15 protein-coding genes are annotated in these 15660 nt (G+C 67.8%); 12 read left to right on the forward strand and 3 right to left on the reverse strand.

Going from position 1 to position 15660, the window contains the following annotated elements:
* The coding region (locus QGG75_13425) for a metalloregulator ArsR/SmtB family transcription factor (protein MDP6068231.1) at positions 1–336 on the reverse strand (336 nt) is incomplete at its 3' end.
* 190 nt (positions 337–526) lie between these two features.
* Here QGG75_13425 and rpmI point away from each other — a divergent pair.
* From rpmI to lepA, 8 genes are all read left to right on the forward strand, one after another.
* A complete protein-coding gene (rpmI, locus tag QGG75_13430) occupies positions 527–724 on the forward strand; it encodes a 50S ribosomal protein L35 (GenBank protein ID MDP6068232.1) in 198 nt (65 codons plus the stop codon).
* Positions 725–733: 9 nt separating this feature from the next.
* A complete protein-coding gene (gene rplT, locus QGG75_13435; GenBank protein MDP6068233.1) occupies positions 734–1099 on the forward strand; it encodes a 50S ribosomal protein L20 in 366 nt (121 codons plus the stop codon).
* A gap of 83 nt (positions 1100–1182) precedes the next feature.
* A complete protein-coding gene (pheS, locus tag QGG75_13440) occupies positions 1183–2259 on the forward strand; it encodes a phenylalanine--tRNA ligase subunit alpha (protein MDP6068234.1) in 1077 nt (358 codons plus the stop codon).
* A complete protein-coding gene (gene pheT, locus QGG75_13445) occupies positions 2256–4658 on the forward strand; it encodes a phenylalanine--tRNA ligase subunit beta (protein MDP6068235.1) in 2403 nt (800 codons plus the stop codon). Before pheS ends, pheT begins: the two co-directional genes overlap by 4 nt.
* 3 nt (positions 4659–4661) lie before the next feature.
* On the forward strand, positions 4662–5630 hold the full coding sequence (locus QGG75_13450; protein ID MDP6068236.1) for a thioesterase family protein: 969 nt from the start codon (positions 4662–4664) through the stop codon (positions 5628–5630).
* 5 nt (positions 5631–5635) lie between these two features.
* Complete coding sequence (locus QGG75_13455) at positions 5636–6112, forward strand: PaaI family thioesterase (GenBank protein MDP6068237.1); 477 nt, start codon at positions 5636–5638, stop codon at positions 6110–6112.
* Between the two features lie 4 nt (positions 6113–6116).
* Positions 6117–6572 carry a PaaI family thioesterase gene (locus tag QGG75_13460; GenBank protein ID MDP6068238.1) on the forward strand — a complete coding sequence of 152 codons (456 nt, stop codon included), beginning with the start codon at positions 6117–6119 and terminating at the stop codon, positions 6570–6572.
* 43 nt (positions 6573–6615) lie between these two features.
* Positions 6616–8418, forward strand: a complete 1803-nt coding sequence (lepA, locus tag QGG75_13465) for a translation elongation factor 4 (GenBank protein ID MDP6068239.1) — start codon at positions 6616–6618, stop codon at positions 8416–8418.
* A gap of 3 nt (positions 8419–8421) precedes the next feature.
* Here the strand turns inward: lepA and QGG75_13470 are convergent, their stop codons facing one another.
* Together QGG75_13470 and QGG75_13475 are read right to left on the reverse strand one after the other, a co-directional pair.
* Complete coding sequence (locus QGG75_13470; protein MDP6068240.1) at positions 8422–8964, reverse strand: aminotransferase class V-fold PLP-dependent enzyme; 543 nt, start codon at positions 8962–8964, stop codon at positions 8422–8424.
* Positions 8961–10094 (reverse strand): aminotransferase class V-fold PLP-dependent enzyme, encoded by a 1134-nt coding sequence (locus QGG75_13475; protein MDP6068241.1) that lies wholly within the window; start codon positions 10092–10094, stop codon positions 8961–8963. Before QGG75_13475 ends, QGG75_13470 begins: the two co-directional genes overlap by 4 nt.
* Positions 10095–10238: 144 nt before the next feature.
* Here QGG75_13475 and QGG75_13480 point away from each other — a divergent pair, with 144 nt between their 5' ends.
* From QGG75_13480 to QGG75_13495, 4 genes are read left to right on the forward strand one after another with little or no spacing between them, the layout of a single operon-like run.
* Positions 10239–11375: a phosphoserine transaminase gene (locus QGG75_13480; protein ID MDP6068242.1), complete on the forward strand. Its 1137-nt coding sequence runs from the start codon at positions 10239–10241 to the stop codon at positions 11373–11375.
* A gap of 57 nt (positions 11376–11432) precedes the next feature.
* The gene (gene serA / locus QGG75_13485) at positions 11433–13010 is read left to right on the forward strand and encodes a phosphoglycerate dehydrogenase (GenBank protein ID MDP6068243.1); all 1578 of its coding nucleotides are present in this window, start codon (positions 11433–11435) and stop codon (positions 13008–13010) included.
* Positions 13011–13028: 18 nt separating this feature from the next.
* Complete coding sequence (locus QGG75_13490) at positions 13029–14168, forward strand: ATP phosphoribosyltransferase regulatory subunit (protein MDP6068244.1); 1140 nt, start codon at positions 13029–13031, stop codon at positions 14166–14168.
* A 15-nt stretch (positions 14169–14183) separates the two neighbouring features.
* A complete protein-coding gene (locus tag QGG75_13495; GenBank protein MDP6068245.1) occupies positions 14184–15470 on the forward strand; it encodes an adenylosuccinate synthase in 1287 nt (428 codons plus the stop codon).
* The last annotated feature ends 190 nt before the right edge of the window (positions 15471–15660 follow it).

Here is a 15660-nt window from a genome sequence, read left to right on the forward strand (position 1 = left end):
TAGCACCTGGTCCTCGGGTTCCAGCACGTGGCTCACCATGTCGCGCATGACGGCGCGCACATGGTCGTCGGCGGCCTGGTAGAAGACCTGCTTGCCGCGGCGTTGGGCCTTGAGCAGGCGGCCGGCCCGCAACAGCCGCAGGTGGTGGCTGGCCAGCGAGGCCGAGAGCCCCAGCCGCCGCGCCAGCTCGCCGGCCGCCATCGGCGCCTCGAGGCAGGCCAGCACCAGACGCAGGCGGTTGGGCTCGCCCATCAGGTGGAACATCTCGGCCAGCTCGCGGGCCCGGTCTTCGCCAAGCGCGATCGGCGGTGGGGCGGTTGCTGCTGATGTGCTCATCATACAAACATATGAACAATTGAGCAATTATTTGAATATAAGACCGCCGACCCCGCCCGTCAAGCCCCCTGGTCGCCTTGCAATCGCCCCATGGTGCCTATATAACCCTCGCTCCCGAGCGTTCCGGCGAGTTTACGGGCATGCCGCGTTCGCTCCGAAGCTCACCTTCACCACGCGCAAGGACAGCAAAATGCCCAAGCTCAAAACCAAGAGCAGTGCCAAAAAGCGTTTCAGCCTCACCGCCACGGGCAAGGTGCGGCGCAATCAGGCCGGCAAGCAGCACGGCATGATCAAGCGCAGCAACAAGCAGATCCGCAACCTGCGCGGCAGCACGATCATGTCCAAGCCGGACGCCAAGATCGTCAAGAAATTCATCCCCTACGGCTGAGGCAGCACCATGGCACGGGTTTCTCGGGGCGTCACCAGGCACGCCCGCCACAAGAAAGTCATAGATGCGGCCAAGGGCTATTCCGGCCGCGGCAAGTCCAATTTCCGCGTCGCCATCGAACGCGTCGAGAAGGGCCTGCAATACGCCTACCGCGACCGGCGCCGACGCAAACGCGATTTCCGCCGCCTCTGGATCCAGCGCATCAACGCAGCGGCGCGGCTTAACGGCACCACCTACGGCCGATTTATCAACGGCCTCAAGGCCGCGGGCATCGAGGTCGACCGCAAGATGCTGGCCGACCTCGCGGTGCGCCAGCCTGAGGCCTTTACGGCCTTGGTCGAGAAAGCCCGAACGGCAGCGACCGAGGCCGCCTGAACCGGGGCCCCGAGCGACGACAATTTCCGGAGAACGGTAAAAAGGGGCCCGCAGCGAACGGCCCCTTTTTTCATGAGCACACCATGCAGGACATCGACCAACTGAGCCAGGAACTGGCCGCCGCCGTGGCCGCCGCCGAGGATCTCGAGACATTGGAGGAGGTGCGCATCCGGGCGCTCGGCCGCAAGGGCCAGGTGACGGCCTTGATGAAGGGCCTGGGCGCCATGTCGGCCGACGAGCGCAAGACGGCGGGCCCGGCACTCAACGCCCTCAAGGGACGCATCGCCTCGGCCGTCGAGGCCCGCCAGGCGGCGCTCAAGGAGGGGGATCTCGAATCCCGCCTGGCCGGAGAGAGCCTCGATCTCAGCCTCCCCGTTCGGCCCCAGGCAGCCGGGCGCATCCATCCCGTCAGCCAGGTCACCGACGAGCTCACCGCCATCTTCGCCGACATGGGCTTCACGGTGGCCGAGGGCCCCGACGTCGAGACCGATTTCTACAATTTTACTGCCCTGAACATTCCGCCCGAACACCCGGCCCGGCAGATGCACGATACTTTCTATCTGGAGAGCGCCGAGGGCACGGAACCCATGTGCCTGCGCACCCACACCTCGCCGGTGCAGATCCGCCACATGCAGGCCGAGCCGCCGCCGCACCGCATCATCGTGCCCGGGCGCACCTACCGCTGCGATTCCGACCAGACCCACACCCCCATGTTCCACCAGGTCGAGGGCCTGGTCGTCGACCGCGACATCCACCTGGGCCATCTCAAGGGCTGCCTCGAGGGCTTTGCCCGCGCCTTCTTCGAGATCGACAACCTGCGCATGCGCTTTCGCCCCAGCCATTTTCCTTTCACCGAACCTTCGGCTGAGCTCGACATCGGCTGTTCCTACGAGGGCGGCGAGCTGCGCATCGGCGAGGGCGAGGATTGGCTCGAGATCCTGGGCTGCGGCATGGTGCACCCCAGGGTTTTGGAATATTCCGGCGTCGATTCCAGCCAGTGGCAGGGCTTCGCCTTCGGCATGGGCATCGACCGCATCGCCATGCTGAAGTACGGCATCCCCGACCTGCGCGCCTTCTTCGAGTGTGATCTCCGTTGGCTCGAACACTATGGCTTCGCACCGGCCGATCAGCCCACCCTGGCCGGAGGGCTGGCGCGATGAAGTTCACCATCGCTTGGCTCAAGGACCACCTCGAGACCGAAGCCTCGCTCGAGACCATCGTCGACACCCTGACCAACATCGGCCTCGAAGTCGAAGATGTCTCGGACCGCACGGCCGAGTTGGCCTCCTTCACCGTGGCCCGGGTGGTCGAGGCGCGGCCCCACCCCGATGCCGACCGCTTGAGGGTCTGTGTCGTGGATACCGGGTCCGAAACCGTCGAGGTGGTCTGCGGCGCGCCCAATGCCCGCACCGGCATGTACGGCGTCTTCGCGCCCGTGGGCAGCGTGCTGCCGGGCAGCGGCGACAAGCTGAAGGCGGCCAAGATCCACGGCGTACCCTCGAACGGCATGCTCTGTTCGGAACGCGAGTTGGGCTTGTCGGACGAACACGAAGGCATCATCGAGCTCATGGAAGCGCCGCTGGGCGAGCCCTTCGCCGCCCACGCCGGCCTCGCCGATCCGGCCATCGAGATCGCCATCACGCCCAACCGCCAGGACTGCCTGGGTGTCGGCGGCGTGGCCCGCGACCTGGCGGCGGCCGGTATCGGGCGCTTGCGCGACCGCACCCCCGACCCGGTGGCCGGTGCCTTCGAAAGCCCGCTGGGCGTCGAGCTCGAGTTCGACCCGGAAACCGCCGCGGCCTGTCCCTACTTCGTCGGCCGCTACATCCGCGGTGTCAAGAACGGCCCCAGCCCGGCCTGGCTGCAACAGCGCCTCAAAGCCATCGGGCTCAGGCCCATCTCGGCCCTGGTGGACATGACCAACTACATCACCTTCGACCGCTCCCGGCCGCTGCATGTCTTCGATCCCGACCAGGTCGCCGGCAAGATCAGGGTGCGCCTGGCCCGGGCCGGCGAGGTCGTCGAGGCGCTGAACGACAAGTCCTATACGCTGGACGACCAGGTCACGGTGATCGCCGACGACAACGGCGCCCATGCCCTGGGCGGCGTCATCGGCGGCGTCTCGACGGGCTGCACCGAGGACACCACGAATGTTTTCATCGAGGCGGCGCTGTTCGATCCCGTGCGCACCGCCGCCACCGGCCGGCGCTACCAGATCGAATCGGACGCCCGCTACCGCTTCGAGCGCGGCCTCGACCCGGCCGCCGTGGTCGAGGGTATCGAGGCGGCGACGCTGTTGGTGCTGGAGCTCTGCGGTGGCGAGGCCAGCGAGCTGGTCATCGCCGGCGCCGAGCCGGCCTGGCGGAAAAACGTCACGCTGAGGCCCGAGCGCATCAAGGCGCTGGGTGGCATCGAGATTTCCCCCGAGGCCATCGCGGAGATCCTCGAAAGCCTGGGATTCGGGGTCACATCTGAAGGTGACGTTTTCAGCGTCGCCGTGCCCTCGTGGCGCTCGGACGTCGACGGCGAGGCCGACCTGGTCGAGGAAGTCACCCGCATCTACGGCTACCACCGGGTGCCGGCGGTGCCGCTGGATACCGGCGGCCGGGTTACCCATCCGGCGCTGGCGCCGGTGCAGCGCCGCGGCCCCTGGGCCACCCGGGCGCTGGCGGCGCGCGGTCTGCAGGAGGTCGTGACCTGGTCCTTCACTGCGGCCGCCTGGCTCGATCTGTTTGGCGGCGTGCGTGATGATCTACGCCTGGCCAACCCCATCTCCAGCGAGCTCGACGTCATGCGGCCGAGCCTCTTGCCCAACCTGATCGTCGCTGCCGGGCGCAACGTCGACCGTGGCGCCCAGGACCTCGGCCTCTTCGAAGTGGGTCCGAGCTGGCGCGACCCCACGCCCGAGGGCCAGGACCGGGTGGCGGCAGGGCTGAGGCGGGGGCGCTCGGGCGCCCGCCACTGGCTCGAGGCGCCGCGCGAGGTCGATGCCTTCGATGCCAAGGCCGATGCCATGGCGGCGCTGCAGGCGGCGGGGGCGCCGGTGGCCAGCCTGCAGGTGGCCGGCGAGGCGCCGCCCTGGTATCACCCGGGCCGTTCGGGAACCTTGCGGCTGGGCCCCAAGTCCATCCTGGCGGCCTTCGGCGAGGTCCATCCCCGGGTGCTCGACCGGCTCGGCGTCAAGGGGCCGATGGTGGCTTTCGAGGCCAACCTCAGCGCGCTGCCGGCACCGCGCGCCAAGGCATCGCGCACGCGGCCGGTGCTGGATAGCTCGGATCTCCCCTTCGTCGATCGCGACTTCGCCTTCGTGGTGGGGGCCGACGAGCCCGCCGGCAACCTGGTGCGGGCGGCGCGCGGCGCCGACAAGGCTCTGATCGTCGATGTTTCGGTGTTTGATGTCTTCGAAGGCCCGGCCCTGGGCGCCGACAGGAAATCCATCGCCATCCGGGTGCGCCTGCAGCCGCGAAAGCAAACGCTTACCGAAGCCGAAATAGAAGCCACCTCGCAAAAAATCGTGGCGGCGGTGACGAAGGCCAGCGGCGGCGAGCTCAGGACCTGAGGCGTGGCGGCAGCCGAAAGCGAGGTGGCACAACCGCCGACGGACTTTCTGCCGTTGGCGCTGCCGGGCGGTTTCATGGCGCTGAACGGCCCCTTTTTCGGCCGTCGCCGCGCGGGCGGCCTGGATCTCGGTTTTGTCGTCGAGGAACGCCATACCAATCCGGCCAAGGTTTCCCACGGCGGCATGCTGATGTCGCTGGCGCGCTTGCAACTGGCGGCCGGGGCCGCCGCCGGGGCCGGGCTCGACCACCTGCCGCGCATGATGGCGCTCAGTTTCGACTTTCTCGCGCCGGCCCCGGTCGGCGCCTGGGTCGAGGGCGAGACGGAAGTGCTGCACACCACGCGCAACCTGGTCTTTTTGCGCGGGCTTTTGCGCATTGGCGGCCAGCCCGTGCTGCGCGCCAGCGGCGTCGGGCGCCGGGGCGAGGAGGGGGCGGTGGCGCTGGAGACGCTGTTTGCCGCAGCGCCGCCGCCGCCGGACCTGGCGCCGCCCCCCGACGACCGCGCCGCGGGCTTTCGCCGTCTGCGCATGCCGGGCCTCTTCAACGCCAGCCTGGCGCCGCTCTACGGCCGCCTGGAGGACGAGGACCGCAGCTTCGTCAAGGGCTTCCGGGTGGGGCCCCGCCACGACGACGGGCGCGGCTTTTGCCACCCCGGCGTGGTGCTCTCGGTGGCCGACATGCACACCGGATTCGCCTCGCTGGTGCACGACGATTTGCGCTCCTTCGTGCCCTCGATCTCGCTCAACTTCGACCTCATCGACCGGCCCCGGGTCGGCGAGTGGGTCGAGCTGCGCACCAATTTCGTCAACACCGCCGAGCCCTACACCGTGGCCGACGTGGTGGTCTCGGCCGGCCAGGGCGATGCCCGGCGTCCTGCCGCCGTGCGTCCGCTGATGCGGGGCAACGGCTTCATGCGCATCGCGCCCTCGCTGGGCATCGAGTTCGACCGCGGCGCGTTGTTCGAGGATTGACGACCATGGCCGATACCGAGTCTGAAGGCGCACCCGCCGATTTCCGCCTGATGCGCATTCCCGGCGGCTTCGCCGGCGTCAACGGCCCGCTCTACGGCCGCCTGCAGGAAGGAAACCTGCATCTCGGCTTCCGCGTCGAGGACCGCCACTTGAACGCCGCCATGATGTGCCACGGCGGCATGCTGATGATGGTGGCGGATTTGCAGCTCGCCGTCGCCGCCGTGGTGCAAAGCGGCGTCGGGCCCTTCCTGCCAACCATAAACCTCAACGTCGACTTCGTGGCGCCGGCCCACACCGGCGACTGGATCCAGGGCCAGACCCAGGTGGTCAAGACCACCCGCGGCCTGACCTTCGCCCAGGGAAGTTTGATGGTCGGCGAGACGCCGATCCTGCGCGCCAGCGGCATCTTCAAGAACCCCGACCGGCCCGACTGGAAGCTCGATCTGGAGCACCTATTCGAAGCCGGCGAGGTCGGCGGGTAGTACCATGGAGGACGCCTTCGAGCCGCCCGCGGGCTTCCGCCGGGTCAAGATCCCGGGGAATTTCATCACCCTCAACGGCCCCATGTACGCCCGCCTGGAGGAAGGAAAATTCATCTCCGGCTTCCACGTCGAGCCCCGCCACGACAACGCCACCGGGGTCTGCCAGGGCGGCATGCTGATGACGCTGGTGGACATGCAGCTCTGGCTCGCCGCTTTCGCCCAGGAAGGCATCGAGGCCTTTTTGCCCACCGTTAACCTCAATTGCGACTTCGTGGCCCCGGCCAAAGTCGGCGCCTGGATCGAGGGCCGCACCAGTTTCCTCAAGACCACGCGCAATTACGTTTTCGCCGACTGCGTGCTGACAGCGGACGGCGAGCCGGTGCTGCGCGGCAACGGTATGCTCAAGATCCTGCACACCACCGAGGTGCCGTACGAGCTGCCGGATTTGCTGGAGGACTAGCGCTTGCTTGGCACCACCCGCCACCGGTGCTAGAAGCCCCCACATGAGCGACACCGCCCACATCCGCAACTTCGCCATCATCGCCCACATCGACCACGGCAAGTCGACTCTGGCGGACCGGTTGATTCAGCTCTGCGGCGGGCTGGAGGCGCGCGAGATGCGCGAGCAGGTGCTCGATTCCATGGATATCGAGCGCGAGCGCGGCATCACCATCAAGGCCCAGACGGTCAGACTCGACTACCGTGCCGCCGACGGTACGCCCTACCAGCTCAATCTCATGGACACACCCGGCCACGTCGATTTTACCTACGAGGTGAGCCGCAGCCTGGCGGCCTGCGAGGGATCGTTGCTGCTGGTCGACGCCAGCCAAGGGGTCGAGGCCCAGACCCTGGCCAACGTCTACCAGGCCATCGAGGTCGACCACGAAGTGGTCATCGTGCTCAACAAGATCGACCTGCCGGCGGCCGAGCCCGATCGCGTGCGCCAGCAGATCGAGGACGTCATCGGCCTCGATGCCAGCCAGGCCATCGAGGTCTCGGCCAAGACGGGCCAGGGCATGGAGGACGTGCTCGAGGCCCTGGTCGAGCGCCTGCCGCCGCCTGATGGCGAGACCGAGGCGCCGCTGCAGGCCATGCTGGTGGACAGTTGGTACGACCCCTACCTCGGCGTGATGATCCTGGTGCGGGTGCGCGAGGGCGTGCTGCGCAAGGGCCAGAAGGTGCGCATGATGGCGGCCGGGACGAGCCACCAGATCGAGCAGCTCGGAGTCTTCACGCCCAAACTCGAGCCGCGTGCCGAATTGGGCCCGGGCGAGATCGGCTATTTCACGGCCAGCATAAAAGAAGTCGCCGAGACCCAGGTCGGCGACACCATCACCGACGAGCGCAAACCGGCGGCCCAGCCGCTGCCCGGTTTCAAGCCCAGCGTGCCGGTGGTCTTTTGCGGCCTCTTCCCCATCGATGCCGGCGATTTCGGGCGCCTGCGCGAGAGCCTGGCCAAGTTGCGCCTCAACGACGCCAGCTTCCAATACGAGCCCGAGACCTCGGCAGCGCTGGGTTTCGGCTTCCGTTGCGGATTCCTTGGTCTGCTGCACCTCGAGATCGTGCAGGAGCGCCTGATCCGCGAGTACGACCTCGACCTCATCACCACGGCACCCAGCGTCATCTACCGGGTGGCCAAGAACGACGGCCAGGAACTCGAGCTCCACAACCCCGTCGACATGCCCGATCCCGTGCACATTGCCGACATCCAGGAGCCCTGGATCCGGGCCACCGTGATGGTGCCCGACGAGCACCTGGGCGCCGTGCTCAAGCTCTGTGAGGAGCGCCGCGGCATCCAGCAGGATCTGACGTACAGCGGCAACCGCGCCGTGGTCATCTACCAGTTGCCTTTGAACGAGGTGGTGTTCGACTTCTACGACCGCCTGAAGTCGGTCTCGCGGGGCTACGCCAGCTTCGATTATCAGCTCGAGAGTTATCGCTCCAGCCGGCTCGTGAACATGTCGATCCTGGTCAACGGCGAGCCCGTCGATGCCCTGGCCACCATCGTCCACGAATCCAATTCCGTCGCCCGGGGCCGCGTCATGTGCGAAAAGCTGAAGGAGCTGATCCCGCGCCAGCTCTTCCAGATCCCGATACAAGCCGCCATCGGCGGCCACATCATTGCGCGTGAGACCATCCGGGCCTTGCGCAAGGACGTTACCGCCAAGTGCTATGGCGGCGACGTCACACGCAAACGCAAGTTGCTGGAGAAGCAGAAGGCCGGCAAGAAACGCATGCGCAGCTTCGGCAAGGTCGATATTCCCCAGGAAGCCTTCATCGCGGCGCTCAAGACCGACGCTTCATGAGGCTTATTCCATCTTGCGGAAGCGATAGGGGCGGGGCTCAGCGTCGCGGATGCTTTGTTCCAGCGCCGCCAGCGAGATCTGCCCCGTCTCGTCGGACGGCACGGCCTCGACCCGGACGCCGCTGCGCCGCGCCACCTGCAAATAGGCGATGTAGTTCGAGGCGTATTCGGCGGCCGAAGTAAGAATGCGGTCGCCCGGGCCGAGATCGAGGGCATAAAACGCCATGTCCCAGGCTCGCGTCGCGTTCTCGACCACGGCGATTTCCCCGGCGCTGCAATTGAGCAAGCGTGCCAGGGAATCGTAGACCCGGTTGAGCGGCCTCTCAGCCCGGGCCGCCGCCTCGTAGCCGCCGAGCTGCAGCTCCAGATCGAGGTGGCGCACCAGCGCCGTATGCACCGTCTCGGGCATCAGTGCCGCACCGGCGTTGTTGAAGTGCAGCACGTTTTGGCAGCCGGGCGTCTCGCGCCGCGCCCGGACGACGTCGAAGCCGGGCCCGGAGAGGTCGCCGTAGAGGCGTTCGGGATGGGCTACGAATTCTGGGCTCACAGCACCGCTTCCAGGGCCCCGAACAGGCGGTCTACGTCGGTCGCGTTGTTGTAGAGGTGCGGGGTGACACGTAATGAATCACCGCGCACGCTGACGTAGACCTGCTCGGCCGCCAGGCGCTCCATCAGCCCCGCCGGCACGCCCTCGGCAAAACGCAGCCCGATGAAGTGGCTGCCGCGGCGCTCCGGCGGCGCGACGCTGAGGCCCAGCGCCGTGGCACGCTGGCCGATGTCGGCCGTCATGGCGCCCAGGGTTTCGGCGATCTCGTCGACGCCCCAGTCGAGGATCTGCCTGAGCGCCGCATTGGCCACCGGCATCAGGGCAAAGTTCGAAGTCTCGCCCACGTCGTAGCGCCGGGCGCCGGGCTGCAATTCGTCGCGGTAGTTGACCAGGCCGGTGAAGTCCTCGGAGTTTTTCCGGGCGATCCAGTTGAACTCGAGCGGCCGGCCGCTCTGGCGCTCCGGGGCCACGTAGACGAACCCCAGGCTGTAGGGTCCGAGCAGCCATTTGTAGCAGGCGGCGATGAGGAAATCGGGCTGCACGCGGCCCACGTCGAAGGGGAAGGCGCCCAGCGACTGGGTGGCGTCGATGGCCAGTGCCGCCCCCACCTCGCGGCAGCGCGCACCGATGGCTTCCAGGTCGACCAGGCCGCCGTCGGTCCAATGGCAGTGCGGCAATGCCGCCACCGCCGTGCGCTCGTCGAGCTCGGCCAGCAGCGCCGCCGTCCAGTCGCCGTCGGCCGGCCGGGCCACCGTCACCACCTGGCCGCCCGTGCGCCCGGCCAGCTCGCGCCAGGCGTAAATGTTCGAGGGGAACTGCTCGGCCAGCACGATAATGCGCTGACCTTCGTCGCATTCGCAGTTGGCCGCCGCCAGGGCCATGCCGTAGCTCACCGAGGGGATTATCGCCACGTCGCCGCCATTGGCCCCGATGAGGCGGCCGAAAGCCTCGCGCGCGGCGGCCGACTGGCTAAAGAAATCATCGTGGGTAATGGTCCAGGGCCGGGCCTTCAGAGCGAGCCCCGTCCGGCCCGCCGCCACCGCCGCATCCAAGAGCGGCGACATGTAGGCGCAGTTGAGATAAGCGATCTCGTCGGGCAGGTCGAAAAGCTCTCGCTGGCAGGGGATCATGGGGTTTTCTCGCTTTATTGGCCGGCCACCAAGCCATGCGCCATGCGGCGAGTCAACCACTTGCAAAGCGGCGGGATATGCGTTGACAATCGACCCTCAGTCCCCAAGAGTCCGCGCCGCACTTGGTGCCGAGGGTGAACCAACATGAAACCGACCGTCCGTCCCGCGCGGCCTCACTTTTCCTCGGGCCCCTGCGCCAAGCATCCCGGCTGGACGCCGGTCGCCCTGGCTGATGCCCTGGTCGGACGCTCGCACCGGGCGGCCGAGGGCAAGGCCCGGCTGAAGGCGGTGATCGACCAGACCCGGGCGCTGCTGGGCCTGCCCGAGGGCTGGCGTGTCGGCATCGTACCGGCCTCGGACACCGGCGCCGTCGAAATGGCGCTGTGGTCGCTGCTGGGCCAACGCGGCGTCGACGTGCTGGCCTGGGAGAGCTTCGGCAAGGGCTGGGTGACCGACGTGGTCAAGCAGCTCAAGCTGGGCGACGTGCGCCTTTTCGAGGCCGATTATGGCGAACTGCCCGAGCTTTCCGGCGTCGACTTCGGGCGCGACGTGGTGACGCTGTGGAACGGCACCACCTCGGGCGTCTGTTTGCCCAACGCCGACTGGATCGCCGCCGATCGTGAAGGCCTGGTAATCTGCGATGCCACTTCGGCCGTCATGGCCATGGAGATGGATTGGCGGAAGATCGACGCCGCCACGTTTTCCTGGCAGAAGGTGCTGGGCGGCGAGGCGGCGCACGGCATGCTGCTGCTGGGTCCCAGGGCGGCCGAGCGGTTGCAAAGCTACACGCCGCCCTGGCCACTGCCCAAGATCTTCCGCCTGACCAAGGGCGGCGAGATCATCGAGGGCATCTTCCGCGGCGAAACCATCAACACGCCCTCGATGATCTGCGTCGAGGACGCCCTTTCGGCGCTGGACTGGGCCCAGCGCGTTGGCGGCCTCGAGGGATTGATCGGGCGCAGCCGGGCCAACTTGGGCGCGATCGAAGCCTGGGTCGAGAAAACCGGCTGGGTCGAATTCCTGGCGCAGAGGCCAAGCGAGCGATCCTCGACCTCGATCTGCCTCACCCTCGTTCCCTCGGGGCTCTCGCCCGAGGACCAGGCGAGCACGGCCAAGGCCATGGTTAAGTTGCTGGCGGAGGAAGAGGTGGCATACGATATCGGCTCCTACCGCGATGCCCCTCCGGGGCTGCGCATTTGGGGCGGCGCCACCGTCGACAGCGCCGATCTGGAGGCCCTCACGCTTTGGCTCGATTGGGCCTACGATGAGGTCGCGGCCTGAGAGGGCGCGGGTTTTGGGGGGGCAACTGAACTGGCCCAGCGGGCCTGAGGGTGGACCATGGTCAAAGTCCTGATATCCGACGAGATGAGCCCCAATTGCGCCCAGGTCTTCCGTGACCGGGGTGTCGAGGTTGACGAGAAGGTGGGCCTCGCGCCCGAGGAACTGGCCGCCGTGATCGGCGAATACGACGGCCTGGCGGTGCGTTCGGCAAGCATGGTGACGGCCGACATCATCGCCGCCGCCGGCCGGCTCAAGGTGGTTGGGCGGGCTGGCATCGGCGTCGACAACATCGACGTACCGGCCGCCACCGACCGGGGCATCGTGGTCATGAACACGCCCTTTGGCAACGCCATCACAACGGCCGAGCACACCATCGCCCTGATGCTGTCGTTGGCCCGCCAGATCCCCGAGGCCAGCCGCTCGACCCATGACGGCAAGTGGGAGAAATCCCGTTTCATGGGCGTCGAGGTGGCGGGCAAGGTGCTGGGCCTGGTGGGCTGCGGCAACATCGGCGCCATCGTCGCCGACCGGGCCCAGGGCCTGAAAATGACGGTGATGTCCTACGATCCCTTCCTCTCGCCCGAGCGCGCCGAAAGCCTGGGCCTCAGGAAGGTCGAGCTCGACGAGCTTTTCGCCCGGGCCGATTTCATCACCCTGCACACGCCGCTGACCGAGCAGACGCGCGGCATCATCGACGCCGGCGCCATGGCCCAGATGAAGACAGGCGTGCGCATTATCAACTGCGCCCGCGGCGGCCTCGTCGTCGAGGCGGACCTGAAGGCGGCGCTGGATTCGGGCCAGGTCGCCGGTGCCGCGCTCGACGTCTACGAAGAAGAACCGGCGCGCCAGAACGCGCTGTTTGGCCTCGACAACGTGGTGGCCACGCCGCACCTCGGCGCCTCGACCACCGAGGCCCAGGAAAAGGTGGCGGTGCAGGTGGCCGAGCAGATGTCGGAATATCTCCTCAAGGGTGCCGTCGCCAATGCCCTCAACATGCCGTCGGTGTCGGCCGAGGACGCGCCCAAGCTCAAGCCCTACATGCAGCTCGCCGATCAGCTCGGGCGTTTCGCCGGCCAGATCACCGAATCCGGCCTCAAGGCGGTGACCATCGAGTACGCCGGGCAGGTGGCGACGCTCAACACCAAGCCGCTGACGGCCATGGTGCTGGCCGGCCTGCTGACGCCACTGATGGACAGCGTCAACATGGTCAACGCCCCTAGCGTGGCCAAGGAGCGCGGCATCGAGATCAGCGAGTTGACCCACGAGACGTCGCCCGGCTACCAGACCCTGATCCGCCTCAGCGTCACCTCCGAGCGGCGCCAGCGCTCGGTCGCCGGAACGCTTTTCAGCGACCAGGATCCGCGCCTGGTCGAGGTCAACGGCATCAAGCTGGAAGCGACCCTCGCGCCGCGCATGCTGTTCCTCATGAACGAAGACAAGCCCGGCACCATCGGCAACGTCGGCAACACGCTGGGGGCCGCCGGCGTCAACGTCGCCACCTTCCATCTGGGCCGTGCCCAGCCCGGCGGCGACGCGCTTTCGCTGATCGAGATCGACGACCCGATCAGCGACGACTTGCTGCGCCAGCTCGGCGAGCTGCCCAACGTGCGCCAGGCCAAGGCGCTCAAGTTCTAAACGCGGATTGCGCTCGCCATGATCGAGACCGTCAACAAAGCGCTTCTGCCGGCCGGGCTGCACGATACGTTGCCGCCCGAGGCCGACTTCGAGGCCCAGGCCATCGCGGCCCTGATGCGGACCTTCGAGAGCTTCGGCTACGAGCGCGTCCAGCCGCCGCTGGTGGAGTTCGAGGAAAGCCTGATCGAGGGTCCGGGCCAGGCCCTGACGGCGCAGATGTTCCGCCTCATGGACCCGGTCTCGCAGCGCATGATGGGGGTGCGTTCCGACATCACGCCCCAGGTCGCCCGCATCGCCGTGAGCCGCCTGGCCGAAGCGCCCCGGCCGCTCAGGCTGTCTTACGGCGGCCAGGTGCTGCGGGTGCGCGGCAGCCAGCTCAGACCGGAGCGCCAGTTTGCCCAGGTCGGCGCCGAGCTGATCGGCAGCCAAGCCCTGGCCGCCGACGCCGAGGTCATCCAACTGGCCGGCGAGGGCCTGGGCCGGCTCGGCGTGGCCGAGCTCAGCCTCGATCTCGGCCTGCCGCTGCTGGTGCCCGAGGTCTGCGCCGGGCTGGGTATGACTGCCGAGAGCACCGGGCGGGCCCGATTGGCGCTCGACCGCAAGGACGCGGCGGCGCTCAATGAGCTCGAGGCCGCTCCGGCCCGGGCGCTGGGCGCGCTATTGGAGGCGGCGGGACCGGCAGGGACCTGTCTGGCGGCGCTGGCGGCGCTCGAGCTGCCGGCCCCGGCAGCCGCCATGTGCGAGGATCTGGCTGGCGTCGTGGCCGGCGTCGAGGCGGCCTTGCCCGAACTTCGCCTGACCATCGATCCGGTCGAGTTCCGCGGCCTCGAATACCACAGCGGCATCAGCTTTTCGCTGTTCGCCCGCGAGACGCGCGGCGAGCTCGGCCGCGGCGGACGCTACCGCTTAAGCAACGGCGAGGCGGCCACCGGCTTCACCATTTTCATGGATACGCTGCTGCGTGCCCTGCCTGAGAACGGGCCTGCCGAGGCGGTCTACCTGCCGCCGGGCTGCGACCCCAACCAGGCCCGGGCGCTGAGGGCCGAGGGCCGGCGGGCCATCCAGGGGCTGGAGGCGGTGGCCGACGATCGCGCCCAGGCCCGGCGCCTGGGTTGCAGCCACATCCTCGAGGGCGGCGAAGTCGTCGCGCTGGACTAGGGGCGGAATAGCAAGATGGCCAACGTGGCAGTGGTTGGCGCCCAATGGGGCGACGAAGGCAAGGGCAAGATCGTCGATTGGCTCAGCGAAAGGGCCGACGTGGTGGTGCGCTTCCAGGGCGGCCATAACGCCGGCCACACCCTGGTCATCGATGGCGAGACCTACAAGCTCAGCCTGCTGCCCTCGGGCGTGGTGCGGGGCAAGCTCTCGCTGATCGGCAACGGTGTCGTCGTCGACCCCTGGGCTTTGTTGCGGGAAATCGAGACCATCGCCGGCCAAGGCGTGGCGGTGACGCCCGAGACGCTGCGCATCGCCGAGAATGCCACCCTCATCCTGCCGCTGCACGGCGAGCTCGATGTGCTGCGCGAGGAGGCCAGCGGCAATCCCATCGGCACCACGCGGCGCGGCATCGGCCCGGCCTACGAGGACAAAACGGCGCGGCGCGGTATCCGGGTCTGCGACCTGGCCGACGCGGCGGCGCTGGAGGCCCGGGTCGAGGCGCTGATCGGCCATCACGACATGCTGAGGCGCGGCTTCGGCGCCGATCCGGTCGACCGGAACGGCTTGCTCGCGGCCCTGGCCGAGGTGGCGGACCGCATCCGGCCCTACGCCGACCAGGTCTGGCGCTTGCTCGACGACTGCCGGCGGCAGGGCCAGCGCATCCTCTTCGAGGGCGCCCAGGGCGCCATGCTCGACGTCGACCACGGCACCTACCCCTTCGTCACCTCGTCCAACACCGTGGCCGGGCAGGCGGCGGTGGGCTCGGGCATCGGCCCGCGCGCCATCGAATACGTGCTCGGCATCACCAAGGCCTACACCACGCGAGTGGGCGCCGGGCCCTTCCCCAGTGAGCTTGACGACGAGATCGGGCGCGGCTTGGGCGAGCGGGGCCACGAATTCGGCACCGTCACCGGCCGGCCCCGGCGCTGCGGCTGGTTCGACGCCGTCATGGTGCGCCAGGCCATCAAGGTGGGCGGCATCGACGGTATCGCGCTGACCAAGCTCGACGTGCTCGACGGCATGCCCGAGCTATGTGTCGTCACGGCCTACCGGCTGGACGGCCGCACCATCGATTATTTCCCCACCGCCACGGCCGAGCAGGCCCGTGTGGAGCCCTGCTACGAGATCATGGAAGGCTGGAGCGAAAGCACCCGTGGCGGCCGCAGCTGGGCCGACCTGCCGGCCAGCGCGGTCAAATACATCCGCCGCATCGAGGAACTCATCGAGGCCCCGGTGGCGCTCCTGAGCACCAGCCCTGAGCGCGAAGACACGATTTTGGTGCGCGACCCGTTCGCTGATTAGCGAATTTTCTCGCTATATCCTCCCCGGATAGCGCTTTGCCCATCCAGTTCTAACCACAGAGATGGGGTAATCGGCGCTGAGGGTGGCTACTCTCCGAGCTTTTGGAACGTGGTCTGGATGTTCCAGCCACAAGAAGCGTTAAGGAGAGCAGCCATGAAGTACTATGCCGGATTGGACGTTTCGTTGAAAG

Source organism: Alphaproteobacteria bacterium, from assembly GCA_030740435.1.
Taxonomy (GTDB): domain Bacteria; phylum Pseudomonadota; class Alphaproteobacteria; order UBA2966; family UBA2966.